At 62.1% G+C, this 26,709-nt stretch carries 20 protein-coding genes; 8 read left to right on the forward strand and 12 right to left on the reverse strand.

From position 1 onward, the window contains the following. The 10 genes from AAFM29_RS07375 to AAFM29_RS07420 form a co-directional block, all read right to left on the reverse strand. On the reverse strand, window positions 1-565 hold a 565-nt coding region (locus AAFM29_RS07375; protein ID WP_341712160.1), incomplete at its 3' end, for a molybdopterin-dependent oxidoreductase. Window positions 566-570: 5 nt separating this feature from the next. Beyond that, window positions 571-912, reverse strand: a complete 342-nt coding sequence (gene nirD, locus AAFM29_RS07380) for a nitrite reductase small subunit NirD (protein ID WP_341712161.1) — start codon at window positions 910-912, stop codon at window positions 571-573. Then, window positions 912-3,413, reverse strand: a complete 2,502-nt coding sequence (gene nirB / locus AAFM29_RS07385) for a nitrite reductase large subunit NirB (protein ID WP_341712162.1) — start codon at window positions 3,411-3,413, stop codon at window positions 912-914. The genes nirD and nirB overlap by 1 nt, the downstream gene beginning before the upstream one ends. A gap of 283 nt (window positions 3,414-3,696) precedes the next feature. Beyond that, entirely contained in the window at window positions 3,697-4,908 is a 1,212-nt protein-coding gene (locus AAFM29_RS07390; protein WP_341712163.1) for an alginate export family protein, read from the reverse strand. Window positions 4,909-5,045: 137 nt separating this feature from the next. Further along, the gene (locus tag AAFM29_RS07395; protein ID WP_341712164.1) at window positions 5,046-6,731 is read right to left on the reverse strand and encodes an ABC transporter ATP-binding protein; all 1,686 of its coding nucleotides are present in this window, start codon (window positions 6,729-6,731) and stop codon (window positions 5,046-5,048) included. An 11-nt stretch (window positions 6,732-6,742) separates the two neighbouring features. Then, a complete protein-coding gene (locus AAFM29_RS07400) occupies window positions 6,743-7,813 on the reverse strand; it encodes an ABC transporter permease (RefSeq protein ID WP_341712165.1) in 1,071 nt (356 codons plus the stop codon). A 47-nt stretch (window positions 7,814-7,860) separates the two neighbouring features. Further along, window positions 7,861-9,285: a CmpA/NrtA family ABC transporter substrate-binding protein gene (locus AAFM29_RS07405; RefSeq protein WP_341712166.1), complete on the reverse strand. Its 1,425-nt coding sequence runs from the start codon at window positions 9,283-9,285 to the stop codon at window positions 7,861-7,863. Between the two features lie 206 nt (window positions 9,286-9,491). Continuing rightward, window positions 9,492-10,700, reverse strand: a complete 1,209-nt coding sequence (locus AAFM29_RS07410; RefSeq protein ID WP_341712167.1) for an ABC transporter substrate-binding protein — start codon at window positions 10,698-10,700, stop codon at window positions 9,492-9,494. After that, window positions 10,700-11,275, reverse strand: coding sequence for an ANTAR domain-containing protein (locus AAFM29_RS07415; RefSeq protein ID WP_341712168.1), 576 nt, complete (start codon window positions 11,273-11,275; stop codon window positions 10,700-10,702). The genes AAFM29_RS07410 and AAFM29_RS07415 overlap by 1 nt, the downstream gene beginning before the upstream one ends. A 66-nt stretch (window positions 11,276-11,341) precedes the next feature. Beyond that, the gene (locus AAFM29_RS07420) at window positions 11,342-11,932 is read right to left on the reverse strand and encodes an NTP transferase domain-containing protein (RefSeq protein WP_341712169.1); all 591 of its coding nucleotides are present in this window, start codon (window positions 11,930-11,932) and stop codon (window positions 11,342-11,344) included. Window positions 11,933-12,396: 464 nt separating this feature from the next. On the opposite strand from AAFM29_RS07420, the gene AAFM29_RS07425 reads away from it, so the two are divergent. Further along, window positions 12,397-12,738, forward strand: a complete 342-nt coding sequence (locus AAFM29_RS07425; protein WP_341712170.1) for a hypothetical protein — start codon at window positions 12,397-12,399, stop codon at window positions 12,736-12,738. Between the two features lie 121 nt (window positions 12,739-12,859). Here AAFM29_RS07425 and AAFM29_RS07430 read toward each other — a convergent pair whose 3' ends face one another. Both AAFM29_RS07430 and AAFM29_RS07435 read right to left on the reverse strand, forming a co-directional pair. Next, window positions 12,860-13,555 (reverse strand): hypothetical protein, encoded by a 696-nt coding sequence (locus AAFM29_RS07430; RefSeq protein WP_341712171.1) that lies wholly within the window; start codon window positions 13,553-13,555, stop codon window positions 12,860-12,862. Continuing rightward, entirely contained in the window at window positions 13,552-14,040 is a 489-nt protein-coding gene (locus tag AAFM29_RS07435) for an RNA polymerase sigma factor (protein WP_341712179.1), read from the reverse strand. The genes AAFM29_RS07430 and AAFM29_RS07435 overlap by 4 nt, the downstream gene beginning before the upstream one ends. Before the next feature lie 82 nt (window positions 14,041-14,122). Here AAFM29_RS07435 and AAFM29_RS07440 point away from each other — a divergent pair, with 82 nt between their 5' ends. The 7 genes from AAFM29_RS07440 to AAFM29_RS07470 form a co-directional block, all read left to right on the forward strand. Beyond that, entirely contained in the window at window positions 14,123-15,349 is a 1,227-nt protein-coding gene (locus AAFM29_RS07440) for a S8 family serine peptidase (RefSeq protein WP_341712172.1), read from the forward strand. A gap of 105 nt (window positions 15,350-15,454) precedes the next feature. Next, the gene (locus AAFM29_RS07445; protein ID WP_341712173.1) at window positions 15,455-16,339 is read left to right on the forward strand and encodes a hypothetical protein; all 885 of its coding nucleotides are present in this window, start codon (window positions 15,455-15,457) and stop codon (window positions 16,337-16,339) included. Between the two features lie 512 nt (window positions 16,340-16,851). Continuing rightward, on the forward strand, window positions 16,852-17,979 hold the full coding sequence (locus tag AAFM29_RS07450; RefSeq protein WP_341712174.1) for an AAA family ATPase: 1,128 nt from the start codon (window positions 16,852-16,854) through the stop codon (window positions 17,977-17,979). Then, window positions 17,969-20,221: a S8 family peptidase gene (locus tag AAFM29_RS07455; RefSeq protein WP_341712175.1), complete on the forward strand. Its 2,253-nt coding sequence runs from the start codon at window positions 17,969-17,971 to the stop codon at window positions 20,219-20,221. The genes AAFM29_RS07450 and AAFM29_RS07455 overlap by 11 nt, the downstream gene beginning before the upstream one ends. After that, window positions 20,218-20,460: a DUF2188 domain-containing protein gene (locus AAFM29_RS07460; protein WP_341712176.1), complete on the forward strand. Its 243-nt coding sequence runs from the start codon at window positions 20,218-20,220 to the stop codon at window positions 20,458-20,460. Before AAFM29_RS07455 ends, AAFM29_RS07460 begins: the two co-directional genes overlap by 4 nt. Window positions 20,461-20,499: 39 nt before the next feature. Next, entirely contained in the window at window positions 20,500-24,774 is a 4,275-nt protein-coding gene (locus tag AAFM29_RS07465; RefSeq protein ID WP_341712177.1) for a hypothetical protein, read from the forward strand. After that, window positions 24,755-26,709: hypothetical protein (locus AAFM29_RS07470; RefSeq protein WP_341712178.1), on the forward strand; the 1,955-nt coding region annotated here is incomplete at its 3' end. The genes AAFM29_RS07465 and AAFM29_RS07470, both read left to right, overlap by 20 nt.

Below are 26,709 nucleotides of genomic sequence, written 5' to 3' on the forward strand. Positions count from 1 at the left end.
GTCGGGTCCCATGTTGCTCGCGGGCCCGTTCGATCCTTTGCCAGATCACCGGGTGGCACCAGGCGGTGTTCGAGCCGACCAGCACGATCAGGTCCGCGCAGTCTAGGTCGTCGTAACTGCAGGGGACGACATCCTCGCCAAAGGTGCGCTGATGCGCGGCCACTGCGCTGGCCATGCACAGACGCGAATTGGTGTCGATGTTGCCGGTGCCGATGAAGCCCTTCGCAAGCTTGTTGGCGACGTAGTAATCCTCGGTCAGCAACTGTCCCGAGACATAGAGTGCCACGCTGTCCGGCCCGTAGGTTTCGATGCAGTCGCGCATGCGGCCCGCGACTTCGTCCAGCGCGCGATCCCAGGCGACCTGTTCCTCGCCGATCATCGGGTACAGCAGGCGCCCTTCCAGCCCTACCGTTTCACCCAGATGAGTACCCTTGGAACACAGCGCGCCGCGATTGGCGGGATGATCGCTGTCACCAGCAATCGAGACCTGGCGATGTCCGACAACCTTGGCCGCAATGCCACAACCGACACCGCAATAGGCGCAGGTTGTAAGGATAGGGGCCATGTCCCTCAGGCGGCCTTCTGCCCGAGCACCGCATCGCGAAGCAGGTAGATTCGCCCGGCATCGAGCTTGACCGGGATGGTCGGCGTGCAGCCTTCGTCATCGCCCAGCGCCTGCCCGCTCTTGAGCGAGATGCGCCAATTGTGCAGCGGGCAGGATACGCTGTCGCCGTGCACGATGCCCTGGCTCAAGGGACCCTGCTTGTGCGGGCACTTGTTGACCAGCGCGTAGACCTCGCCCCGGAGCGTATGAAACACCGCAATTTCGTCGCCGCCCTGCACCGGCAGGGTGCGGGCGGTGCCAGGCTCGATCTGGGAAGCCGGGCCGATGTCGATCCACCTAGCATCCATCACGCGTTCTCCATCTTGAAGGGCCGGATTTCGCCGAGATGACTATGCAGTTCGCGATGAGCACCGTGGGCACGCCCTGCCCAGGGATCGACTTGCCAGTGTTTCTGCGAGAGCCGGAAGCGATCGGCGAGCGATGGAACCGTATCCGGATCGTCGAAAAGCTGCGCCTTGATCCACGCCAGCCCCTTGCGCTCCAGCCAGGGGGCTGTGCGTTCGAGGTAGTGCGCATCTTCGCGGTAGAGCTGGATGAAGGCGATGCAGGTCTCCATCGCCTGTTCTTCGGTTTCGACCTTGCACAAGAGGTCGGTGGCGCGGACCTTGATCCCGCCATTGCCTCCGATGTGCAGTTCGTAGCCGCTGTCGACGCAGACCACGCCGAAGTCCTTGATCGTCGCCTCGGCGCAATTGCGCGGGCATCCGCTGACCGCCATCTTGAACTTGTGCGGCATGTAGCTGCCCCAGGTAAGCTGCTCGAGCTTGACCCCCAGTCCGGTCGAATCCTGGGTTCCGAAACGGCACCATTCGCTGCCAACGCAGGTCTTCACCGTACGCAGCGCCTTGCCATAGGCATGCCCCGACACCATTCCGGCCGCGTTGAGATCGGCCCAGACGGCGGGCAGGTCTTCCTTCCTGATCCCGAAGATATCGAGCCGCTGGCCGCCGGTGACCTTGACCATCGGCGCATCGTATTTCTCGACCACGTCGGCGATCGCACGCAATTCGCGCGGATTGGTCAGGCCGCCCCACATGCGCGGAACTACCGAATAGGTCCCGTCCTTCTGGATATTCGCGTGGAGCCGCTCGTTGACGAAACGGCTCCGCTCGTCATCCTGGTACTCGGCAGGCCAGGCGCAAAGCAGGTAGTAGTTCAGGGCCGGGCGGCATGACGAACACCCGTCCGGCGTGGTCCAGTGCAGCTCCTGCATGACTTCCGGGATCGCCTTGAGGTCCTTCTCTAGGATCAGCCGGCGGACGTCGTCGTGGGTAAAGCTGGTGCACTTGCACACGGTCTTGGGCCCTGACTCGACTGCATCCTCGCCGAGCGCGAGCGTCAGCAGGCTCTCGACCAGGCCGGTGCAACTGCCGCAGCTCGCCGAGGCCTTGCAGGTGGAACGAACAGCGTCGAGGCTGTGCGCCCCGGCCGCGATACAGGCGACGACCTTGCCTTTGGATACGCCGTTGCAGCCGCAGATTTCTGCGTCGTCCGAAAGGGCGGCAACGGCGGCATTAGGGTCCGCGAGTGCGCCCCCCGCGGCAAAGGCCTGTCCGAAGATCAGGGCCTCGCGAATATCGGCGATATCCTCGCCCTTCTTCAGAAGGTCGAAGTACCAGCTGCCATCGCCGGTATCACCATAGAGTACAGCGCCGACGAGCCGGTTTTCGCGCACCACTACACGCTTGTAGATCCCGCGCGCGGCATCGCGCATCACGATGTCTTCGCAATCGTCACCGCCCGAGAAGTCGCCTGCCGAGAAGACGTCGATACCGCTGACCTTGAGCTTGGTCGAAGTGACCGAGCCTTCATATCCATTCGGCTGGTCGGTCAGCCCATCTGCCAGCGAACGGCACATCTCCCACAAGGGGGCGACGAGACCATAGCAGGCACCGCGATGCTCGACACATTCGCCCACCGCCAGGATCGCGGGATCGGACGTCACCATATGGTCGTCGACCACGATCCCGCGCCCGACTTCGAGCCCGGCGGCCCTCGCCAGTTGTGTATTGGGGCGGATGCCTACCGCCATCACGACGATTTCGGCCGGGATTTCGGTTCCGTCCTTCAGCCTGACCCCACCGACCTGGCCGTTCCTTTCGACAATTTCCGCGGTATCCGCGCCGGTCAGGATCGTCTGGCCGCGACGTTCGAGTTCGCTCTTGAGCAGCCAGCCAGCCGCTTCGTCGAGCTGGCGCTCCATCAGCGTGGGCATCAGGTGCAGGACGGTAACCCGCATCCCGCGCAGGCTCAGCCCGTGGGCCGCTTCCAGTCCCAGCAGGCCGCCGCCGATGACGACGGCATTACCGCCCTTTTCCGCTGCGGCGACCATATTGTCGACATCGTCGAGATCGCGGAAGGTTACCACGCCGGGCAGGTCCTTGCCGGGAACCGGAATGACGAAGGGATCGGACCCGGTCGCGATCAACAGCCTGTCGTAGTCCTCGACATGCCCCGAGTGCGTGACGAGACGGCGCGCCTCGCGCTCGATCTGGACCACCGGGTCCCCCGAGATGAGTGTGATTGCATTGTCTGCGTACCATTCGGCGGGATTGATCACGATCTCGTCGAAGCTCTTTTCGCCGGCGAGCACGGGCGACAGCATGATGCGATTGTAATTGACCCGGGGCTCGGCGCCGAAGATCGTGATATCGAAACGATCGGGATCGCGCTCGAGGATTTCCTCGACCGCCCGGCAGCCGGCCATGCCATTGCCGATGACCACCAGTCGTTCACGCGACCGCACGCCCGGTCCGGTGTCGACTTTGCCTTGCGCGTTCACACTCATTCCTCCAGCCCCTTTTCCGGGCCAAATGCGCACGCAAAAAAGCCGCCAAGTCGCGTTCCGGAAGGAACAGACCAGGCGGCGCCATTGCCACGCAATTTTCAACTGTGGGTCGGAACCCGCTGCCCGGTCCAGCGATGGATGGGCGATTCCGATTGCCCATTTTTACCCCAGGATTGCAGTAGCGACAAGCAAATATTGCACTGCAACATTGAGGGTGGTGAGAGGGCGGACGCACAAGCCCACCCTCTCGGGGACCGCCCGTCGCCACGGGCAACTCTTCGACCTAGTAGCTTATCTCCGCCTGCAGCCAGAACTTGTCGGTATCCACCTGGAACGACTTGGCGTTGTAGGTAGCATATTTGGCCAGCAGGCCGACCCTGCCCAGCTTGAAGCCGAGCGATGCATCGAATTCCTCGCCATAGTCCAATCCGCCGAGATCGCTTTCGAACTTGTGATAGGTTGCGGCGACCTTGAAGCCAGGCAAGGCCTTGACCTTGAAACCCTTGGATGCGGTCAAATAGTAGTCGCGCAAGCCGCCAACAGGCGTCGTCAGGAACAAATCCGCCCAACCATTGAAGGCATGGAGCGTCGCAAGCGGCGTCTGGAAGGCAGCAATTCCATCGTCGCTGCCCAGCTCCTCATAACCGGCCTTCAACGAAAATCCCGCCACTGCTCCGCCCAGTTCGAAGTTGAGATAATCCGCGTCGAAGGACACCGGGTTGCCCCGGTAATCCGACTGACGAGCATAGCTTGCCAATACATCTATCTTCACCTTGCCGACCGCAAGTCCGCCGGTCGCGAGCACACCATAGGTCTGGCTCGAGAACGCCAGGCGGGCGTCATAGTCGATGAGGTAAGCGAAGGCCTTCACGTTGACCGGCCCGGTCTTCACGCCCGCGTTGAGCAGGACGATATCGCCGTCAAACTTGTTGTTCGGGCTTTCGTGGCCGAAGATCGTGCGCTGGCTGTTCGAATAGATCGCATCGAGAGAAACCGGACCGATAGTCGCCTGCCCCCTAATCGCGTCGAAGGTCTGCTCGTTCTGCCGCCAACCGACCGCGCCGACGAAGCGCTGGTTGTCGATATTGATGCGCTGGCGACCGACGGTCAGCCCGAAGCCCTTGCCCTTGTAGGCGACCTGAAGGCGGTTGAGTTCGACATTGTCGGGGTCGGCCACGACCGGAAAGGGCTCCGGCCCATTGCCCGGGATGGTGTCGTTGTAGTCGTCGACGATGGCCAGCGTGCCCTCCCCTTCGACGAGCAGCGAGAAGCCGCTCTTGGCCACCTCGAAGCCCGCGCGGCCGCGCAAGGTCACCGCGGTGGCGTCGTCGGCGAAGGTCGGCTGGTCGACGGTCTCAACGCGCAAGCGCAGGTCGATGATCGGATCGAAGGTCGCCCCATCGGCAAACTCGATAGGATCACCTTCGGCCGCCGTTGCGGGAGCCGCGACGGCAAGAGCGGGAAGGACGGCACAACAGAGCAGACAATAACGCATAACACCCCCCATTCGGCCCGCAGTGGGCCGGGCACGGAAGGCGAGCGTCGTTGCCCGCCGATCGGATTGCCGGAGAGACCCGGCGTTGAACTGGCATCGGCGCGCGGCCGCTTTGCCGCGCGCCGCTCTCCCCTGACTCAGGCCGCCTTCGCGTGCGGTCCGTGATCGTATTCGGCCAGGAAATGCAGCACCTCCTGCCGGTATTGATAGAACTTCGGGTGGTCGAGCAGCGCCTTGCGGTCTCGCGGGCGCGGCAGGCCCACCTCGAGAATCTTGCCGATCGTGGCCTTGGGTCCGTTGGTCATCATCACCACCCGATCGGCGAGCAGGATCGCTTCATCGACATCGTGCGTGACCATGATCGCAGTAACCTTGGTGCGGTTCCACACCTCCACCAGCACGTCCTGCAAATCCCAGCGGGTAAGGCTGTCGAGCATCCCGAAAGGCTCGTCGAGCAGGAGCAGGCGCGGGCTCAGCGCGAAGGCGCGCGCAATGCCGACGCGCTGGCGCATCCCGTTGGACATTTCGGCAGCCATCTTTTCCATCGCATCGGCAAGTCCGACACGCTCGAGATAGTAGTCGACGATGTCGCGCCGCTCGGCACGGCCGATGTGGGGATAGACTCGCTCGACCCCCAGAGCGACGTTCTGCCGCGCGGTCAGCCAGGGCATGAGGCTCGGCGCCTGGAACACCACCGCCTTGTCCGGCCCGGCAAGGTCGATTTCGCGGTTGTCGAGCACGATGCCCCCGCCGCTGATGGCGTTGAGGCCTGCCGCCATGGTCAGGACGGTCGACTTGCCGCAGCCCGAATGGCCGATCAGCGAAACGAACTCGCCGCGATCCATCAACAGGCTGAAATCCTCGACCACCTTGAGTGGCCCCTTCGGCGTCGGGTAAACCTTGTCGAGCTTGAAGAATTCGAGATAACGCTTCGACACGGCGGACTGCGCAGCCTCGCGATATGCCTGGGGCGGCGGGGCAAGGTCGAGCGGGGTGACCTTGGGCAGGTCGACCGAACTCTCGCCGATCGATCCCGCAGCTTCATTCAGCGAGCCGAGATAGGATACGATCCGCTTGCGCAGCGCCTGAAAATGCGGGTCGTCGTTGACGGTCTCGCGATCGCGGGGGCGCGCGACGTCGACATCGTAGATCTGGCCGATGGTAGCAGCGGGCGCGGGCGTCAGCACTGCGACCCGGTCTGCTAAAAGCAGGGCCTCGTCGACGTCGTTGGTCACCAGGATGATCGTGCGCTTCTCTTCCTTGCGGATACGCTCGATCTCATCCTGCAATTTGGCGCGCGTCAGCGCATCGAGTGCCGAGAGCGGCTCGTCGAGGAGAAGGATCTCGGGCTCCATCGCCAATGCGCGGGCCACCGCGACACGCTGGCGCATCCCGCCGGACAGTTGGGCCGGCTTGCGATCCATCGCATGGCCGAGGCCAACCAGTTCGACCTTTTGCTGCACCAGCGCGAGACGCTCAGCCCTGCTACGGTCCTTGTGCACTGCGTCGACCGCCAAGGCGACATTCTGCTGGACCGTCAGCCAGGGGAACAGCGAATAGGACTGGAATACCAGCCCGCGCTCCTTGTCGGGCCCGTCGATCGGCTTGCCGCGCAGCAGGATCTCGCCCTCGTCTGGTTCGACCAGGCCGGCGATGGCCGAGATCAGCGTGGTCTTGCCCGCACCCGAAAAGCCGAGGATCGCGATGAACTCGCCTTCGCGGACATCGAGATCGATCCGATCGAGCACATGGGTCGTGCCGCCGGCCTTGCCGGTATAGGACTTGCTGACACCGCGAAGCGAGAGGACGGGAAGTTCGCTCATGGCCTTCTCCATCAAACGGTGTGGTTCTTGGAAGCGAGCGACTGGAGGGCCATCATCAACCGGTCGAGCAGGAAGCCGATCAGGCCGATCACGATCACCGCGAACATGATCCGCGCGAGCGACTGGCTCGAACCGTTCTGGAATTCGTCCCACACGAACTTGCCGAGCCCCGGGTTCTGCGCGAGCATCTCGGCGGCGATCAGCACCATCCAGCCAACGCCCAGCGACAGGCGCATGCCGGTGAAGATGTATGGAAGGCTGGCCGGCAGGACGAGCTTGGTCAGCTTGGCGAAGAAACCCAGCTTGAGCACGCGACCGACATTGAGCAGGTCCTTGTCGATACTGCTGGTCCCGACTGCCGTATTGATCAGCGTCGGCCACAGCGAGCACAGCATGACCACCAGGGCGGAGATCACGAATGCCTTGGGCAAGAGCGGATCGGCGCTGGTGATCAGAGCAGAGATCACCATGGTCACGATCGGCAGCCAGGCCAGCGGGCTAACCGGCTTCATGATCTGGACCAGGGGATTGATGGCAGCGTTGAATACGGGCGACAGGCCCGCCAGCAAGCCGATCGGAACTGCTGCGATTGTTGCAAGGAAGAAGCCGAGCGCGACGGTCTGCAACGAAGTCACGATCTGGTCGAGGAAGGTCGGCGGGCCGGCATATTCGAAGTCCTGCACCGCACCCGGGTTGCCCGCGGCAATCGCCGCCTCATTGCGCGCATCCTGGTCGGCATAGAACTGCGCTTCGAGGTCCTTCGCCGCGCTCCACTCCTCATACAGGGCCACGCCCTGCTCGCCGACTGCTGCCGGCCCCGGCAATGCGCCGAGCGAAGTATCGACCTGCGGAGCCAGCGCGGCCCAAAGCGCCAGGAAGCCAAGGATACCGAGAACGGGGGCAATCAGCGACCCAAGCAGCGTGGGCAGCTTCGCGACAATGGCGGAGGCTATCGTCCCAGCCTCCTTCGTTTGTCCCATTTCTGCACTCGCGGCTTCCTCAAATCCTGGCGTCTCTTCAATGGCCAGTGTGGCCGTCGGCGTCTGTTCGAAGGGCTCCGAATTGGCGAAAGCAGTTGCCATGGCTGTGCTATCCTTGTTCATCATTGCTGCGGTCGATGGGGCGCGCATCAGCTGCCGCTGACCCCTGCCGCGCTGACCTTCTGGCCCTTCTTCAGGCCGTTCTTGAACTTTGCGAGATAGGCGTTGGGCTGGTGGCCATCGTAGGTGATGCCATCGATGAAGCCGCCCTGCTCACCGCGATAGCCGTCGGTCTCGGGAACGCTGGCCGCAGGGATAACCCCATCCTTCACCAGCTTGCCCGCTGCCGCGAGATAGAGGTCGGGTCGATAGACGGCCTTGGCGGTCTCGAAATACCAGCTGTCCGGCTTGTCTTCGGCGATCTGGCCCCACCGGCGCATCTGCGTGAGGTACCAGATCGCATCCGAATAATAGGGGTAGCCGGCAAACTTATCGAAGAAGATGTTGAAACCCTGGGCATCGCGAGTGTCACCCTTTTCGAAGGTGAATTTGCCGGTCATGCTGGCGGCGATCACGGCCTCGTCGGCGCCGACATAGTTTGGCTGCGAGAGGATCTTCACCGCCTCGGCGCGGTTCGCACCATTGTCGGCGTCGAGCCATTGCTGGGCCTTGATGATCGCCCGCAGCAGCGCGGCAGTCGTGGCCGGGTACTTCGCCGCGAAATCCTCGCGCAGGCCGAGGACCTTCTCCGGGTTGTCGTGCCAGATCTGATCGTCGGTGATGACCGGGACGCCGATGCCCTTCTGGACCGCGGCCTGGTTCCATGGCTCGCCGACGCAATAGCCCTCGATCGTGCCGGCCTCGAGCGTGGCGGGCATTTGCGGCGGCGGTGTAACCGAAAGCTTCACGTCGGCCGAGACCGTCCCGCCAACGTCGCCGGGGGTGTAATAACCGGGGTTGAGGCCGCCTGCGGCAAGCCAGTAGCGCAGCTCGTAATTATGCGTGCTGACCGGGAAGACCATGCCCATGTTGAAGGGCTTGCCCTGTTGTTCGAACTTCGCGACCACCGGCTTCAAGGCGCTGGCCGAGATCGGGTGCCGGACCTTTCCGCCCTCGGTCGGGAGCGATGGCTTGATCTCCTGCCAGACGCGGTTCGACAGGGTGATCGCATTGCCGTTGAGGTCGAGGCTGAGCGGCGCAATGAGATTGGCCTTCGTGCCATAGCCGATGGTCGCGGCGATGGGCTGCCCGGCAAGCATGTGCGCGCCGTCGAGCTGGCCTCCGATCACACCGTCGAGCAGGACCTTCCAGTTGGCCTGCGGCTCGAGCGTGACATTGAGTCCTTCGTCGGCAAAGAACCCCTTCTCCCTGGCGATCGCCAGCGGAGCCATATCGGTGAGCTTGATGAAGCCGAGCTTGAGGTTGGGCTTTTCGACCTGTCCATCGACTGCGGCGGCCACAACCTTGTCACCACTCTCGCCGGGGCTGCTACCGCAGCCGGCGAGGACCAGGCTCGCGACAACGACAGCCATCACTCCGCGCCGGTCGAGACGGAAACCCCCAAGCTTGTTCATCGCGTCTGTCCTTCATCTGGCGCACAACGCAAAAAAGCCGCCTCGACATGATCCCTTGAGGACCAGATCGGGCGGCGACGTTGCCACGCAATTTCGAATTTCGAAGCGGAGCATCGCGACTGCCCAACCCTGGGCGGCCTCTCCGTTCGCTCATGCAATAAGCGATTCGCCTACCATCGCGCAAGGGCAATTTTCGCGCTGCAGCATTATCGCTGCATTGCAATATATTGCTCGAGGTGATCGGGATCGAAGGGAACGCCATCGAAGAAACTGTTTTCGGTCAAGGTCATGGTCCCTTGCTGGGCGGTGACCGAAGTCGGTCCGAGCAAGCTCCCTTCGACCTTGGAACTCGCCCCCGGCAGCACGTCGTCCGTGCCCTTCAGAGCACTGCGGTAGACATCGGGACGAAAGACCTGTGCAGCCTTCGCGGCATCCCGGGTATCGTATGCCAGTCTGTCCCAGCGCACGAGCTGGGTATAGAGCCACTGCGCCTGGCTAACCCAGGGAAAATTGGCGGCCTCACGGTACTGAAACATGAAATCGGGATAGGCGATGGGAGACCCGCCCGTCCGAAGCACCAGCCGATCGGAAATGGCGCGCAGGATTACGTCGGGCGATGCATTGCAGTATTCGGGACGCGCAAGCACCGCCGCATTGGTCTCCCAATTGGCTGGATCGACGAAATGCCTTGCAGCCTGTCGCATGGCGCGGATCAGTGCCTCGACGGCGGGGCGCCTCTGCTCGAGCCGATCGGCGCGCATCGCAAGGACCTTTTCGACCCCGCGACGCCAGACTTGCGCAGTGGCAAGCACGATCCGCCCCGCGCCGCGATCGACTGCGACGCTGTTCCACGGCTCGCCGACACATAGGCCGTCGATTTCTCCCGCCTCCAGCGCGTCGCCGCAGAACGGCGGCGCGACAGTGACGATTTCCAAATCTTCATCGGGCCGGATTCCGCAAGATGCGAGCCAGTAGCGTAGCATGTAGTTGTGGCTGGAATAGCGATGGACCACCCCGAACCGCAGCTTGCGTCCATTGGCGACCGCGCGGGCAACTTCCACACGCAGGGCCGCGCCGACCGCCTTGGGATCGCCTAGCCCATCGCCCGGGCTAACGCTTTGCGCCAGCGCCTGCGACAGGGTGATCGCATTGCCGTTGAGCCCGAGAACGAAAGGGGCGGCAAGCTGCTGGGCCGGGCGTCCACGCCCGAGAGTCGTGGCAATGGCCAGCGGCGCGACGAGATGCGCGGCATCGCTGTGACCGTAGAGCAGCCGGTCGAGCACTGTTGCCCAGCTTACATCGCGGACGAAATCCAGCTCGACCCCTTCCGCTGCTGCGAAACCATGTTCTGCAGCGAGGATCGGGAGGCAGGCATCGACCAGCGGCAGGAACCCGATTGTGAGCTTTTCGGCCATCACTCCCCCATCAACTCGTGCGCCGTGACAACGGCTTCGGCGATATCGACGATGCGCTTGCTCGAAGACATCGCCTTGCGCCGGAGCTCGCCATATGCCTCCGGCTCAGTCACGCCTTTGCTGTCCATCAAGATGCGCTTGGCCCGGTCGATTGTTTCACGCTCAGCAAGTTTTCCCTGCGCCTCGGCCAGGTCAGACTGGAGCCGCGAAAAGGCATTGAAGCGCCGCACTGCAAGATCAAGCAAGGGCTTAATACGATTGGCAGAAAGGCCATCGACGACATAGGCCGAGACGCCTGCGTCGATCGAGGCGGCGATAGATTCATCGTCGGACTCGTCGACGAACATCGCAATCGGCCTGGCAAGTGCCCGACTTACCGTAAAATACTCTTCGAGCTCGTCGCGGGACGGGTTGCCGAGGTTCATCAAGACAATATCCGGACTGATCTCCGCAATCCGCGAGAGTAGTCTGTCGCGCCCGCTGATCACCGAAATCTCGCAACCGGCGACAGCGGCGAGCCCTTCCTCGATAATTGAGGCGCGCGCCATACTGTCATCGATTATCGCGATACGCATCATGCCATTGTGCGCTGCAAAATCCTAGCGCGGCAAGCGCAAAACGCTTTCCTGCCGCAAGGTTCGCTATTGTCGCAGTCGCGCTTCCGCCCTCGCAAACGCATCAGCATCGTTAATGTCGACGAACAAGCCATTATCCTGAGCGAGTTCGTCCCAGTATATGTCGCTGCGTCCCACCGCGTCGGCAAATCTCCACAATGATCGGCCGCCTCCCGCAACGTAACGCTCGGCTGCATCGAGATCGGCCCGCCAAAGCGCCGCAGTGTATTGGCCGAAATCGCTGACAACAGGAACCGCAACACCGCTAGTTCCGATTCCGTTCAAAAGCCTTTCAGCGAGGTCAGGTGGCAGGAACGGCTGGTCGCAGCCCATCATCAATACGAACGCGAAGTCCTGCGATGCGGCGAATTCGAAACCGCTTACGAGTGCGGAAATTGGCCCGATGCCCGCGTGTCCGTCACGGAGCTTGGGAATATCATGCTCCTCGAATTCGTCTACCTCACCGATTGCAAGTGCCATCGGCGCGCCAAAGCCTTCCGCAATACCGATTGCACGATCGATCAACGACCGGCCAGCAAGTACCCTCCTTGCCTTTGTGCCGTCAAAGCGTTCGGCCCCGCCGCCGCAAGCAATGATTGTGACGAAGCTCGATGACATGTGATGAGGCTATAGCCATAACCCTCTAGCCTCAAGGCGAAGTCTCCTGATTCTTCCGCAATCATGCCTTCGGCACTGTCAAAAGGATGGCGGGTCAGTGACCGGATTGCTTGCCCGAGCGGATGAGTAAGCCCAAAGATCCGTTCTGCTATTTCCACTCTTCACCTGCAGTCATCCGCATGGTCGTGATGTTTTCTGCACGATATCCACTGAGCCTTCGAAATGTCGAGGACCTGCTTTTCGGGCGCGCTTACGATCTGTGTCGCGAAACCGTCCGGCTGTGGTGGAATTGGTTTGGCCCGATGTTTGCCTGCCCCCAGGTTCAAGTCATTGCCTGGTGCTTGTCGCGCGTTCCCGCCGAAAAACCGCAAAGGCCTCCTCGATCATGGATTAAACTCCACTTGCCCATCGTTTCCATTACGGACGGGCCGCCAGCTGCGGCTCGCGAACCAAAGGAGTGTGACATGAAGACGCTTTCGCTTGTTTCGCTGGTGACGCTTGGCCTTGCCACCACTGCAACCGCCGCACCGATGCTCTATGAAGAGCAGGTCGCGCGCGCCGAAGAGGCACTGATTCTGATCAACCCGATCGCGGGAATCGAGAACAGTCGCTGGTTCGACTATCGTAGCGATGTCGGCGAAGCGCAGAAGGAGCTGGTCAGCGACCTGCGTCGCGCGAGCGACCTCGAAGACACTCGTGATGCGTGGGAAGAGTATGCCCACGAACTCAAGCATGAGCGGATCGATTATATCGAGGACATGGCCGAGAAGGGCTACCGCCAGGGTACCGTGACGATCGTCAACTGACAGTCCCGTTCCCGCCGCGCCGTCGCCCGTCCCTACTCAAGCAAGGCGGCGGCGCAATTGGAGGAAGGACCGGTCCCATCCCGCCGGTCCTTCCTTTCTTGTTGTCTTTAAGCATGAGAAATCAGCGCCAGCCGCTGGCCTTGGCACTAGCTTCGGCCTGTGCATCGAGCGCTGGGCCCTTGGCCATTTCCTGTGCCCTGGCGAGCAGCTCGGCCTCGCTGGCGCCGGCCATCCGGTAGTCCGTCGATGCGGTGGTTGAGCCCTTGCCGAGTGCTTCCAATTTCCAGCCCTCGTCGTCACGGCAGGCAATCCCGCCGCCTTCCTTGCCACTAAAGGCACGGCAATATCTGCCTGCGTCGTTGCGGAAGCTCAGCAGGATGCGGGTCTCCGCAGACACCGGTTGGTCGGCGACCAGTTGACTGTCGAGAGTCCTGGCTAGCTGCGCGTCGGCATAGCCTTCCTGCACCTCACCTCCGCGCGGCAGGAACAGCGCCAGTGCCAGCGAAGCGGCGAGGGCGGGGCCAACGACCCAGCCCCAACGCGGAAGGGTGCGCCGTGCCTCGATCCGCTCGCGCGCGGCGGCTAGGTCGACGACCTCCGTCGGCTTCGGTTGAAGCATGGCGGCCAGGGCTTCGGGTACCGGCTGCTCCACAATCGGGTCGAAATGTCCTGCCAGGCGAGCCTTGAGAGCGCGATGCGCCGCGACTTTGCGTGCCAGCTCGGGATCGGCCTCAATCGCCGCGGCGATCTGCGCTTCGCGCTCGCCCGACAATTCGCCGTCGGCAAAAGCAGCCAGCTCTTCGGGGGTGATCGTCACGACGCTTCTCCCAAGAGCTCAAGCAGCGCATCGCGCCCGCGCACCAGGCGCGAATTGAGCGTACCGACCGGGCAACCGACAATTTCGGCGGCCTCTTTGTAGGCATAGCCCTCGACCATCACCAGCAGCACCGCCTCGCGCTGCTCTTGCGGCAATTGTTGCATTGCGCGGTCGACCATGGAGAGCTCGACGGCGTGCTCCTGCGCACCATCGCCGCCGACTGACAGGCCAGCGTCGGGGTCCACGAAGGTCTCACGGCGCCGCGCGGTCGCGCGGCCCTCGTCGATCCAGATATTGCGCATCACGCGATACATCCAGCTGTCGAGCCGCGTGCCTTCCTGCCACTTGGTGCGATTGGCGAGCGCGCGCTCGAGGGTCATTTGGCACAGATCGTCACCGTCGGCAGGATTGCCGCACAGCCCGACCGCGAATCTTCGCAGCCGGGGCAAGAGTGCCAGCAGGTCCTGCTCGAACGACGTGCCCAGTGTCTGTGCCTTCCACGGATTAAACGAACCGCCCGGTGCGTTTCATCCATGCTTAATCGCGTTTAGGAGAAAGAGCACACCAATGCGCCGCATTTTCCTCATCCCGGCCCTCGTGGCCATGCTGGCTGCGCCGCTCGCTGCCCAGGTGACACTGCCCGGCGCGTCGCTCCCCCGCGTGGGGGAGGTTCTGGACACGATGACGGACACGCTGGACGAAGCGCTGGAGACAACCAGCCAGACCGCAGGAAACCTTGCGCGCGAGCGCCTGCGTGCGATCGATCGGCTGGTGCGTCGGAACCGCGATACGATTGCGCTTGATATGCGCGGCGAACCCGCCCGACGCGGGGAGCTGCTGGCGATGGAAGTCGATACGGCGTCGCTCAAGCGAGCAACGGCCGCCGGATTCACGGTGCTCGAAGTCAAATTGGTAGAGGGCCTCGACTTCATTGTAACGCGCCTAGGCGTTCCCGAGGGAATGAGTCTGGCCGAGGCCGAGCGCGAATTGACGCGCTTGATGCCCGAGGCGTTGGTCGCCGCCGACAACCTGCATTTCCAGTCGGGCGCAACGCGCAGTACAGTGCTTCCGGTCGCCAGTGCCGCAACAGGTGGATTTGGACCAAGCGTTCCGGTCGGCATGATCGACGGTGCCCCCGGCAGGGCGGTCCCCGTCGTTGCGAGCAAGGGATTCGCGCGCGGCGCGCCCTATCCCAGCAATCACGGCAGCGCTGTCGCCAGCCTGCTGGCGTCGGCCGGGGCAACTGCGATACGCGTCGCCGACGTATACGGAACCGACAAGGCAGGCGGAAATGCACTCGCCATCGCCAAGGGTCTCGGGTGGCTTGTGACCGAAGGCAGCCGCGTAGTGACAATCAGCCTGGTTGGACCGCAGAACCCGGTGCTCGCACGCGCCATCGAGGCCGCCCAGCGCAAAGGCGTGGTAGTTGTGGCGGCCGTGGGGAATGCCGGTCCTGCCGCGCCACCAGCCTATCCCGCGAGCTACCAAGGAGTAGTTGCGGTAACCGCCGTTGACGGCAGGCGCCGCGCGCTGCTCGAAGCTGGCCGTGCGCTGCATCTCGATTACGCCGCGCCCGGGGCGAACATTCGAGCTCTCGACGCCAAGGGAAAGCGTCAAAGACTGCGCGGCACCTCGTTTGCCGCCCCGCTGGTTGCCGCCCGCGTCGCCCTGGCCCTGGGCGATAATCGCAACTGGCGCGCGGCGCTTGACGGTGAGGCACTCGATCTAGGCAGGAAGGGGACCGATCCGGTCTATGGGCGCGGGCTCGTCTGTGCATCGTGCAAGGGCCTTTGAGAAATATTCGCGAGTGATGGATTAAACACCGCACGGCATCCGTTTTCCCTTCGTAGCAGGCGCACAATCCTCCTCGCGCGCCTGCCGAGACGAAAGGAAAGATCGATGAAAAAGCTTCTCCTTGCCGCTTCGGCACTCACTCTTTTTGCTGCTCCGCAGGCCCACGCCCAACTGCTGTCGGGCAGCGGCCTGGGCCAGGTCACCGGCGGCGTAACGGGCAGGGTCACCGGGGTTGCCGGGCCCATGCTCGATCGCACGACCACCACGGTACGTTCCGCAACGCGTGGGTCGGCACGCGCCGATGCCCGCACCCGTGGTAGCCAGAACGTCGATCGCAATTCCGGCACGGTAGCGGTCGATCGCTCGGTCGATACCGGGATCGAGGCGACGACCAGCCAACTGCTCGCTACCCCCGTGGGGTCCGCAGACGGATCAGCCTCGGGCAGCGGCAGTGCATCGGGTTCGGGTAGTGCCAACGCACAACTTCTCGGTACCGACGCCGCGAGCGATATCGTAGGCGAGACTGCGGGCCGCGTCCGCGCAACCGCCGGGACCGTGCGCAATGTCGCCACACCCGCCGTCGGCGATGCACGCAACCGGGCGACCGGCCTTGCGCGGCAGGCTGGCACTCTCGCTGGTTCGGCGAGCGCTGTCGGATCAGCCGCCGGCAGCGGCGCAGGAATGATCGGGGGCAATATGCTTGCGGTTGCCGGAAGTGGTGCCGCAGCGGGTGACGGGGCTTTCGCCGTTGCTCCCGGCATGCCGGTGGTCGCGCCCAATGGCGGCGAGATTGGCGAGATCCGCCAGGTTGTCGGCGATGCACGGGGACGCGTCCAGCAGGTCATCGTCGATGCCCGGGGCCAGGAGCTGGCGATTCCGGCGGGTAGTCTCGCAGCGAATGGCGATGCGCTGGTGATGGGCAGCGGAACGGCTTCGGGCTCGACCTCGCCGCCTCCGGCTGAGGAAGCTGCCGAAGAGCCGGCTCAGTAATCCGTCGCGTGACGATTGAGCTGCGTCACGATCAAGTCAGTAGAGCGGCCATACAGCAGTGCTGTATGGCCGCTCTTGGGCCGCTTGCCGACAGTCTGTTGTTGGCACCCGCAGCCCGGAAAGCCGCCATTCGGCTAACGACTGTCGATCGAAGGATTGCCGCCAGATCAGGCCGCGGAGTCTCGACGTCGTTCGCTGGCGGGCCGACGACATCGAACTGCCCTGGCCCGACGAACGAGTGTGGAAGCGCGCTATGGCGCGAGTACGATAGCGTGAAGCCGTCCTTGTGCGCCCGCGACTGCGCAGGACCATGGGCGTTCCAGATCGCCAGGGAGGCGAGTCGCTCCTGTCACGACCGCGGGCACGGCCCAGAAAGACGCAGAAAAGGCCCGATAGCCGCTTCCCCGGACAGGGAACGTCAGCTAGAAGCGGTTTGGACGAACCAGCGAGCGTAGTTTACACTCTTGCGTTCGCAGTTGACACATGACCCAATGTAGGGTTACATATGTCACATGAACGTTGACGCAGCCACCCTCTTCAAGCTCTTCGAAGCCGCGATTTCTGCGGACTACACGACGGTGCGCCGAATCGGCGGACAGGTCGCGCGCAAGCTGGCCGAAGAGAAGGATCCGGAGACCGCCAAGGCGCTCCAGGCCCTGCTGCGCAAGCGTGGCGTTCCGCTCCAGGCGTCGGGCTATGTTGAGGCCCTTCCGCGTGACGCAGGGTCGCGCCTCCCGCTCGTCGAAGAAGAGCAATGGCCGACCACTCCGTTGTTTCTCAACGCCGAGGCCAGCCACACAATCGAGCAATTTCTGGAAGATGCGGCCAACATCTCCATGCTGTCTGACGAAGGCGTTTCCTCGCGTCTGGGCGTGCTACTCTACGGCGCGCCCGGTACCGGCAAATCGCTGCTGGCCGGCCACATCGCGGCGAAGCTTGCGCGCCCGTTCTACGTCGCGCGCCTCGATTCCGTCATCTCATCGCGGCTCGGCGAGACCTCGAAGAACATCCGCTCGATGTTCGATTTCATCCCGACCAAGGAAGCCGTGCTGTTCCTCGACGAGATGGACGCCATCGCCAAGCTACGCGACGACCGCCACGAACTCGGCGAGCTCAAGCGTGTCGTCAATACCGTCCTGCAAGGCCTTGATTCACTGACCGACGATGTAATCGTTATCGGCGCGACCAATCATCCTCACCTGCTCGATCCCGCGATCTGGCGTCGCTTTCCCTATAAGGTCGAATTGCGCGCACCCGATGAGGACGTTCGGGCCGCGATGTGGCTCCATTTCCTCTACCAGGATCGCCAAAACGAAGCCCCTCATGCACGCCTGCTAGCGCGCATCTCCGAGTCCATGAGCGGCGCTGAAATCGAAGATCTCTCCCTCGCCGCCCGTCGCCGCGCGATCATCAACAAGCGCCCCCCTAACCTTCCCCATATTCTGCTTGCGATCGGCGCGGCATCGGACGGCGTGCCGCGCCTTCCGACGGGGCTCGAGCTCTCAGCCGAAGAGCGAAAGCGCCTCGCGCGCCTGCTCGTCGATAAGGGCGAAATGCCCCAGACCGAGATCGCGCAGTTGCTCGGCGTGAGCCGGCAAATGGTCCATCGCTATCTGCGGGAGGAGAAAGATGGCGAGTGATCCACGGCGACCGCTGCTCAACCCGGTCCTTCGCTTCACCAAGGACCCGCGACCCGAATCCATTACCGGTCGCGGCAAATCGGTAGACAATATTAAGACCGAGCGGCTTGAGATCCAGCGCGTTCGGCTTTCCGAAGCGATCGCCGGGATGGCCGAGGAAGCCACCCAGCACCCCCACTTCGGTGGCCGTGCAGTCGCCTACGCCGCGATGTTCGAGGACTCGCTGGCACCGACCTACACTCCTTCGGACCTGTTCCAATCCTCGCACGGCGCACGGCTGATCGCGCCGCATGCGCAGGGCTATCTCGTCGAACTCGAACTGGCCGCCCTGCCCCGCTTCTCCGCCTTCATTCGCAATTTCGGCACGGTGCGCGACGAGGTCGACATCTCGCGCGTGGAGATGGTGCGCTTCTACGACAAGTCGGACGTGCTCCAGGACCGCTCGATCGACTCGCTGTGGGAACAGGCCGTGGAGCAGGATGGCGGCCGAGCCTTCTTTCTCTGGCTGACGCCGTTCCGCACCGGCGACGCCGCGGAACAGCTTCTGCTGCAATTTGCCGGCCTGCGCGACGGAATCATCGCGCCCACGCGTCCGCAACTGCCTGATCTAGCTAGCGCGGCAGACGCGGCCGGCGACCGTGCGCTGGCGCACGCCCTTCGCGCCATACCAACAGACCGGGTTGGCCGCGCTCTGCGCGAGTATCGGCAACGCCGCCGTGCGCGGGCATCGGTGCTCCTCCCCTCCCGTGAGGCGCTTGCCCGGCTGGTCGCCTCGGGCACGGTCGTCCGCCTCGATCCGGTAATGCCGATTGTAACGACGCAGCCTGGCTCAGGCCGAGAGCCCGACCGCCCGCTGCCTGCCAACTTGTCCAACGCCCCGATCGTCGGCGTCGTCGATGGCGGCCTCGATGCAAGCTCCTACCTTCCGGCCGAGGCGTGGCGCGCGCCGCCGCTGGTCGCCGGTGCGGCGGCCGAGGTGATGCACGGCAATCGCGTCACGTCGTTGATCGTTCAGGGCTACGATTGGAACAACAACCTCACGCTTCCCACGCTAACCTGCCGCGTCGGGACGGCCGCGGCCATTGCCAAGCGGGGTCACCGCGGACCGACTGAAGAGGATCTGATCGACTATCTTGATGCGGTGATCGGCGCCCATCCCGAAACCAAGGTCTGGAACCTCTCCTTCAACCAGGACCTGCCCTGTCGTGAGGATCAGATCTCCTATCTCGGCCACGCCCTGGCGGAACTGGCCCGCAGACACGACGTGCTGCTGGTCAATTCGATCGGCAACATGCCCGCCGACCGATTGAAGCGTCCCGCCGATTGCGAAGCCGCTCTCACCGTCGGCGGACGGCTCCATACCGCGACCGGAACGCCGGGCGACAAGTGCCCGGTCAGCCTTGCAGGCCCTGGGCCGTGCGGCATGCTCAAGCCCGATGTGTCGCATTTCTCGCATGTCCGCGCGCTCGGTGGCACCGTCATTTCCGGGTCGAGCTTTGCGACCGCGCTGACCTCGCCGCTCGCCGCGCACACGATGGAGCGCCTGCGCCATCCAAATCCCGACCTGGTGCGTGCGCTGCTGATCCATGGCGCCGACGGCGGCGTCTACGATCCGGCGCTGGGTTTCGGAACCCCGGACCTCGTCACCCTTCCCTGGGAATGCCAGCCCGGCACGGTCACATTGCAGTGGGAGGCGGAGCTGCGCGACCGCGCTTCCTACTATTGGGAGCTACCGATCCCACCGGCGCTGCTTCACAATGGCCGGCTGCGCGGGAAAGGCCGTCTGACCGCGATCCTCAATCCGCATCCGATGGTCGATGAATTCGCCGGACCGAATTACTTCAGTGCCCGGATCAACACCGCGGTCCAATATCCGCGCGGCGATAGTTTCACCAATCTACTCGGCTCGATGGATACCGACCGGATCCGCGAGCAAGTCGCCCGCGCCGACCATTACAAATGGTGCACCGTGCGCCATCATCACAAGGACTTCTCGGCCCGTGGCCATCAGGTCGATGGCGATACGCTGCGCATCTACGCGCGGGTCTATACCCGCGATCACTATGTCTATGGCTATGCGAGCGCCGACGAAGTGCCGGCGCTCAATGCGGTCTTCGTTTTGTCGCTGAGCGGCATCGATGACGGGGCCGATATCTATAACCAGCTGCGCGATCAGCTCGGCGTCTTCGTCGAGCCGTCCGTGATCCATTCCGACATCGAAATCGAAGGAGGTGACCTATGAGTGACAATGACCGCATGGTGTATCGCCGCGCGAGCGACCAGAAATGGGTCGACAAGCGCAATTCAGCTTCGCGCGGCTTCACCTACGATACGCAAGCTGATGCGGCTGCCGCGAGCAAGCAGCGTCTGCTGAATTCCGGCGGCGGCGATCTCACGATCAAGGGCCGTGACGGACAGATCCGCAGCAAGGACACTATCGGGCGCAAAGATCCATTTCCACCGCGCGATCGCGAACATTGATCGCCAGAAATTTTCAACGAGCAATTTCAGACGAAGATTGTGGCGATAGACCCATTTAGTGCGGCGATAGGAAAGGCAGCCCTTTCAGCTGGCGCAAAGCCCGCGCTGTCAAAGTTGCGTGTGCAAATTGCTCGCCGTGGCGCCGATATCGCAAACTTGTCGACGCTTGGCGGTGCCGAGCGTGAACTCGACGAGGCTTTGGCCGTGCTGAGCGGCGCGGCAGAAAGCTTACCTGCATCAGTGACCTTGAAGCTGAAGGGCCTGTTGTCGCAGCGTCCCTCTGTTTTCGCAGACGCCGATGCCAAGCATTTCATCGCCGACGACCGGGTCATTGCATTGGCCAAGTCCGGTGCTCGCAAGACCTTTGCCAATGAGGAGATTTCCGAGGAACGCGCGGAAGCCCGCATCATTCACGCCGAACTCTTCGAAGGCGATGGCATCTTCGGGGAACGCCTGCTCGAAGACGCCGTCCAGTTTGCGGCGCTCACACTGCTCGCGCATCTCACTCCGGGCGATCGCTTCGTCATCGAGTTCATCAACGAAAAGCAGAATGAGGTGCTGCAGGAACTGCATCACATCTCAGATCAGATCTCGGAACTCAAAGGCCGGAATGCGCGTGGATCGCCTTCGGTTGACGTAAGCGTCCTGGATCGGGCTGTGTTGGGTGAGGTGCGCAAACTTCGTCGGCAACGCTTCGTGCATGGCGAGCATTTGGTGTCGAAGGCGGAGCAGTTCGGCCTCAGGCTCAAGGATGGATTGCAGCTGGCTAGCGATGAAGCAAGAGCGGCTGCGTTTCGCGAGATCGCCGTTGTCCTGACCCGTGTCGACCGGCCTGACGACGCAGAACCGTGGGTCGCAATGGCCCATGACCTCGGTGCCGACGTCGTCCCTGAGCAGGCGCGGCTCGCTCTCGCGCGAGAGCGGCCCGACGAAGCTATGCTCCTGTTGCGCGACCGCGACGACGCGATCGCAAAGAGTCTTCTTGTTGACGCAATTCAACGTCGAGATGGCGAAGCTACTGCGCTGCAATACTACGAAGACAATTTCCAAGGCTCGGAATTAACCGGCCACGCCTTGCAGGCGATGGCAATTCGTTTGGCCAACGCCGACCGCCGCGACGAGGCAGTGGTTTTGCTCAACGCTGCGACTGAGGGGCAAATAGACGACAATCCTGTCCTGCTCTATTTGCGCGCCCGAATGAATATCGCGGGCACCTTGCCAGATGACGTGGCGGCGCGCTTCGTCAAGAGCGATGGCATGATTCCGCATCCGTCCGACGTTCGCGACGACGACGAAGGTGGACGGCTACTCAGAGACGCCAGACAAGACCTGCTCGAACTCGAGAAAGCACTAGCGGATCTTGATGCACCCGATCTCGCCAGCCTGGTTGACATTAACCTGCTGTTTCTCAATTTGAACATCGGCGATGAAGAACAACGGGCACAAGGTCACCAAGCCTTGGTCTCCAGGCTTGCCGATCCCAAGGAAGCTGTCGAGCTTGCCCCCCTAGCGGCGATTTACGACGTCGACGTCGACTGGACGTCCGTCCGAGCGCGCCTTGACCAAGCCCAACAGCTTGGCGGCTATGACGACACGCAATTGCGGGCAGCTTTTGCCCTAACGATGAAGGGGGATTCACCCAAAGAAATCGTAAGCTTCCTCGAACAGTATGGTGAGCGGCTCAAGGAGTATCAAAGCGCCGAGACAATCGTTGCCATCGAAATCGAGGGCCGATCAAGGATGGGAGATGTCGACGGCGCAAAGTCGCTGCTTGATGCGCAGCGCGCCTCACTCAGCAATGAAACGCAGACCTTCCTTGAAGCGACGATTGCAGAAGCCGAAGGAGCAGATTCAGTCCACCTCAGGCTCGCTCAATATGAGGCATCGGGATCCACCCACGATCTCCAAGTTCTGGTGGCGGCGTTGGGAAAGGCGCGCGACGAGCGCTTGGGAGACTACCTGATCGAGCTCTGGCAAAAGCGCCATCAGCTTGATGATGCCCGACGCGCCTGCGACGCGCTGATAGAGGCCCGGAACGAGAATAGGGCCGAGGCTTTCCTTGACGAACTGGGTGATCTGGCGCGGCAAGACCCATATTTGCGCACCCATCTCGCATGGGCACGTCAACGACAAGGCCGGCTGCTCGAGGCTGCCCAAGAACTCACGGCCCTCGCGGACGAAGGCATCGACAACCCCAACACGCGTCGACTTGCCATTTTAATCGCGGTGGAAACCGGTCGTTGGTCAGAGCTCGAGCCATTCGTCCAAAAAGAACTGACCAACCAAGCAGACCGAACTGCCTCCGAACTCATGTCGACGGCGCAAACCGCCCAGGCGATCGATAGCCCGACGACGATGGCTTTGGCACGCGCTGCGATCGCCAAAGCGCCGGACGACCCAGCACTCAATCTACATGGCTATACCATCGCCGTCACGGCCGGCGTTGAACGCACAGCCGAGGTGAATGCTTGGTTCGGACGTGCAATTTCCGGCTCGAGCGAGAACGGCCCAGTTCACATGAAGGACTACGACGACGTCGTCGCCATGGTGAAAGATTCCCGCGCCCAGTCTGATCGACTGAACGATCTGGTGAATAACGCTGAGGTGCCGATCTTCATGGCTCTCGGGCCCCTCCGGGGCACTCAAAGCGCGTTGATGCTCCTCCAACTTTCAGAAAATGCTGAGCAGACAGATAGTCGCAGAAAGAGCGTATTGCCCCTGTTTGCGGGCAATCGCCCGCTAAGGAGCGAGGCGGATCCGCAGTCGGTTGGATTTGATCCCCTCGCACTCTTGCTGCTCGACTATCTCGAGCTTCTTGGCCCCACTCTCGATGCCTTTGACGAAATCGTCCTGCCAGCCGGCACGCTTCACGGCTTCTTTGAAGATCGTGCCAAGTCTGGCCCATCGCAACCGAGCAGGATTGTCCAAGCACGTGAAATAAAGGACCGGGCAGCCCACGGCACGCTCACAATGGAAGCGCTACCTGACAGCGATCCCGCCCTAGTCGAGACAGTCGGCGAAGAATTTGCGCAACTTTATACCGCCGCCGTCGAACGCGATGGCTATATTGTTGACACATCTCCTCTCCATCCACCAGGCAATCTGCGCGAGATTGTCGACCCAGCTCCATTCTCCGATTGTCTCATCAGTCCCGCAGGGCTGGTGCGATCGCTGCATTCCGCCGGCATCCTTAGCGAAGCTCGAGCGACAACCGCATCGACTCTCCTCGCTGGCAGCGGGGATACATGGACGATCGAACCAGAGCTGGTTGCTGGTAAGCCGTTATTCCTCACGACTCTCGCCGTTCATTATCTCTCCGATGCAGGATTGCTCTCGGCGCTCAGGTCATTTGCAGGATCGCTGATTGTGCGACCCGATACGATCGAGCTTGCTGATCGCGAAATCGCCGCAGGAGAGGCCGCAGCAAAGGTGCATCAGGGAATTGAACGCATCCGCGCTACACTGGCAGAGGCGATCGACAGCGGTAAGGTCCATATTGGTCCGACGCGCTTTCGACGTGATGAGTTGGACGTCGACGAGGAAGAACAGCAGGTCCGCCGCAACATGGGTCCCGTCGTCAGCATGCTGCGAAACTCTGGCGGTGTGGAGGCGTTCGTATGTGACGATCGCGCCATGAACAAGTATCTTCAGTTCAACGACCACGAAGGCCGTGAGGTGCCGTTCCTGACGACGCCAGATGTCCTAAACATTCTGCGTCGGAGGAATGTAATCAACGATCAAGGCTTGGCAGCTGCGCGCGAAAAACTCCGCTTGGCCGGTGCCGGCCTAATGCCACTTGATCCGTTGGAACTGGTCGAAGCAGCCAAAGCGAGCAATTGGGGAATCGGACCAAATGCCGAACTGCGGGCGATCCGCGATTCAATCTATCTTCCGCTTGCTCGCAAATTGATCCGGCTTCCACAAGAACGCATCTGGTTCAAAAGCATCTGCATCGGTATTGGCTTCGCAATTCGCCGCGTCTGGCAAGAGATCGCCGATCCCGCCATGGCCGAGCGAGCCGCAACATACTTACTGGATATTATTCCGGACGCGGAAGTATGGAGCGCGGACGACGAGTCTCCAGACCGGAACCTATGGGTTCAAGATGTCTCCCGAAATACATTGTGGGCCATCGCATCGATCTTCGATTTACCGTCAGATCGTGTGGAATTCTATCGGACCTGGTTCGACACGCGCGTGGGCCCAAGCGTCGAAAGACGCGATCCTGGAGCCATCGAAGCAATCGCCCAAACGCTGTTCAGCTTTCTGACGACGCCCCTTCCCGAGGATAGCAATGACGACGAACCATTTTGAGTTGACGCCTGAAGAGGAAGCTCGCGCCCTCCTCCGTTCAACGATTCCCAAACTGCCAGATGCAGTCAGCAAAGTGATGCTCGCAACCCCGGCCGTACTCTCGGTTCTCGGTTTGCCTGTCGGCGACTTTGTGCGAATTTGGGACCGCCGCTTTAGTCGGACCGACCTTTTCGGATGTCTTCGGAATATCGCCAACGGCCTCGAGGCCAAGCTTGCCTCGGCGGATGGTAAGTTCCATGTAGAAGAGTTCGCACTCGATGAAACTGGCGCAGGAATCTTGCGCTCTGGCACAGATGCCGCACGTTTCCCCAACGTTGGCCTGCTCAGCGATAACCTTCAACGTCGAACGGCGACGCTCGACAATGTAATTGCCCAAGGCGAGATGTCCGAAGATCGCGAGGCGATGTGGCGGGCGGCGCTCGCCATAGGGCCACTCGACGAAGACCTCTTCCTCGCATTCGAGACTGAACAAGGCTCTAGCCCGGAAGCAGCGTTTCGCTCAGTGGCGGACGACATTTCTGCAGGCAATGCCACCTTCGACGATCTCATTCCCCTCGATCTCAACCACTATGCAGGGCTGCTTGGTCTCTTCCCACCGCCCTCGACGCTCACTGAATTCACCGAAACCTGGAAAGAAGTAGCGAACAAACTCGACCCGATCCGTCTTTTCCGATTTCTCAAGCTCAGCGGTCCACTCTCGATTCTGCCTGGTGGACTAGTTGCCCAAGCGAGCGAAAATCTGCCTCTGTCGAAACGAAGCGAGCTTGCTCAGTTTCTCGCCGCTGCCCCCGATCCGCTTAGCGGCGTGGCTGGATTTGAAATTGCATGCCGCTGGCGCGCGGATCAAGAGTTGCAATCGATCGCCGATACCCTGGCTCCGCGTCTATTCGATCGCACGGATCCGCTGATAGAACTCGCCGGTCCAGCCCTTGCTTCGACGATGGCGATCACGACGGCGGTGACGGCCCGGCACCAGACGCTAGCCAACTGGCCAATCTACGCAAAACGGCTCGCTCGCTTCCTGCACGCTAGTCATCTCCTTCGGCTGTTCAAGAATACCGGTGTGGACCCGGCGGTGTTTGAAAGCGGAGTAATGCGAAGCTTCGCGCCACAAGCACTTTTGGCCGATCAGTGCGATGCACGCGATGCGCCCATTTGGCAGTCTCGGCATTTCGGCCCTGCTCAAATTCACGCAATCGTACTGGCACGTGTCACGTCGGCCATCTCCGCGATTGAGGAGGCTGACCGCCCCGCTGAGTGGCTAACACTGGGCGAGAAGGCTCTCGCCAGCGACGTCGAAGCAGGCTGGGGTCTTTTCTACTTTTCGCCTACGACTTTCAGCGAGTTTGACGAGAATTGGGAAGGATTAAGGATCCTTGATGACCAGAATGTCGAGGCCGCGCGCTTGGCGCTTCAAGCCGGTACCGATATTGAAAGCGGATTGAGTGAGTTGATCAAGCTCTCTGCGGCCTTCGAAATCGCGTCCGAGCATCGTAACGATTTTGCCTCCTTGATCGTGGATCTCATACGGCGGCTCGACGGGTCGAACTTGATCTTCGCTTCCGAGCTAGCGCTTCAAATAGCTGCGCGCTGGCGCGATCAGGCATTGTCCGATCGTGTTATCGATTTTCTTCTCGAGCAGGCACGCGGTCGGGGGCTGGCCGACGCTTCAGCTGCCCCCCGCTTTGCCTTGCTCGGTGCCGCAGCCGAGGAGCAGCGGGCGCAGTGGCTTCAACGAGCTGGAGCCATCGCACGCGAATTTGCATTCGCGCAAAACGGCGGCTCCCCATCGATCAACCTCCAGCGCGCTATTGATCTGATCCGCGATTTCGAGCCCGAGCTCGGTGCAGCGATGGCGCAAGCAAAAGCCTACGCGACACTGACATTCGATCGCCTACCTCAAACACATCCACCGAAGAGCAACATTGACTGCAA

It is taken from the genome of Erythrobacter sp. (assembly GCF_038133525.1).
In the GTDB taxonomy this organism is placed as follows: domain Bacteria; phylum Pseudomonadota; class Alphaproteobacteria; order Sphingomonadales; family Sphingomonadaceae; genus Qipengyuania.

Excerpts from the sequence above, each read along its gene's own strand:
- nirD (WP_341712161.1), bottom strand. The coding sequence starts at position 912 with ATGGATGCTAGGTGGATCGACATCGGCCCGGCTTCCCAGATCGAGCCT.
- nirB (WP_341712162.1), bottom strand. The coding sequence starts at position 3,413 with ATGAGTGTGAACGCGCAAGGCAAAGTCGACACCGGACCGGGCGTGCGG.
- AAFM29_RS07390 (WP_341712163.1), bottom strand. The coding sequence starts at position 4,908 with ATGCGTTATTGTCTGCTCTGTTGTGCCGTCCTTCCCGCTCTTGCCGTC.
- AAFM29_RS07395 (WP_341712164.1), bottom strand. The coding sequence starts at position 6,731 with ATGAGCGAACTTCCCGTCCTCTCGCTTCGCGGTGTCAGCAAGTCCTAT.
- AAFM29_RS07400 (WP_341712165.1), bottom strand. The coding sequence starts at position 7,813 with ATGGCAACTGCTTTCGCCAATTCGGAGCCCTTCGAACAGACGCCGACG.
- AAFM29_RS07405 (WP_341712166.1), bottom strand. The coding sequence starts at position 9,285 with ATGAACAAGCTTGGGGGTTTCCGTCTCGACCGGCGCGGAGTGATGGCT.
- AAFM29_RS07410 (WP_341712167.1), bottom strand. The coding sequence starts at position 10,700 with ATGGCCGAAAAGCTCACAATCGGGTTCCTGCCGCTGGTCGATGCCTGC.
- AAFM29_RS07415 (WP_341712168.1), bottom strand. The coding sequence starts at position 11,275 with ATGCGTATCGCGATAATCGATGACAGTATGGCGCGCGCCTCAATTATC.
- AAFM29_RS07420 (WP_341712169.1), bottom strand. The coding sequence starts at position 11,932 with ATGTCATCGAGCTTCGTCACAATCATTGCTTGCGGCGGCGGGGCCGAA.
- AAFM29_RS07425 (WP_341712170.1), top strand. The coding sequence starts at position 12,397 with ATGAAGACGCTTTCGCTTGTTTCGCTGGTGACGCTTGGCCTTGCCACC.
- AAFM29_RS07440 (WP_341712172.1), top strand. The coding sequence starts at position 14,123 with ATGCGCCGCATTTTCCTCATCCCGGCCCTCGTGGCCATGCTGGCTGCG.
- AAFM29_RS07445 (WP_341712173.1), top strand. The coding sequence starts at position 15,455 with ATGAAAAAGCTTCTCCTTGCCGCTTCGGCACTCACTCTTTTTGCTGCT.
- AAFM29_RS07450 (WP_341712174.1), top strand. The coding sequence starts at position 16,852 with ATGAACGTTGACGCAGCCACCCTCTTCAAGCTCTTCGAAGCCGCGATT.
- AAFM29_RS07455 (WP_341712175.1), top strand. The coding sequence starts at position 17,969 with ATGGCGAGTGATCCACGGCGACCGCTGCTCAACCCGGTCCTTCGCTTC.
- AAFM29_RS07460 (WP_341712176.1), top strand. The coding sequence starts at position 20,218 with ATGAGTGACAATGACCGCATGGTGTATCGCCGCGCGAGCGACCAGAAA.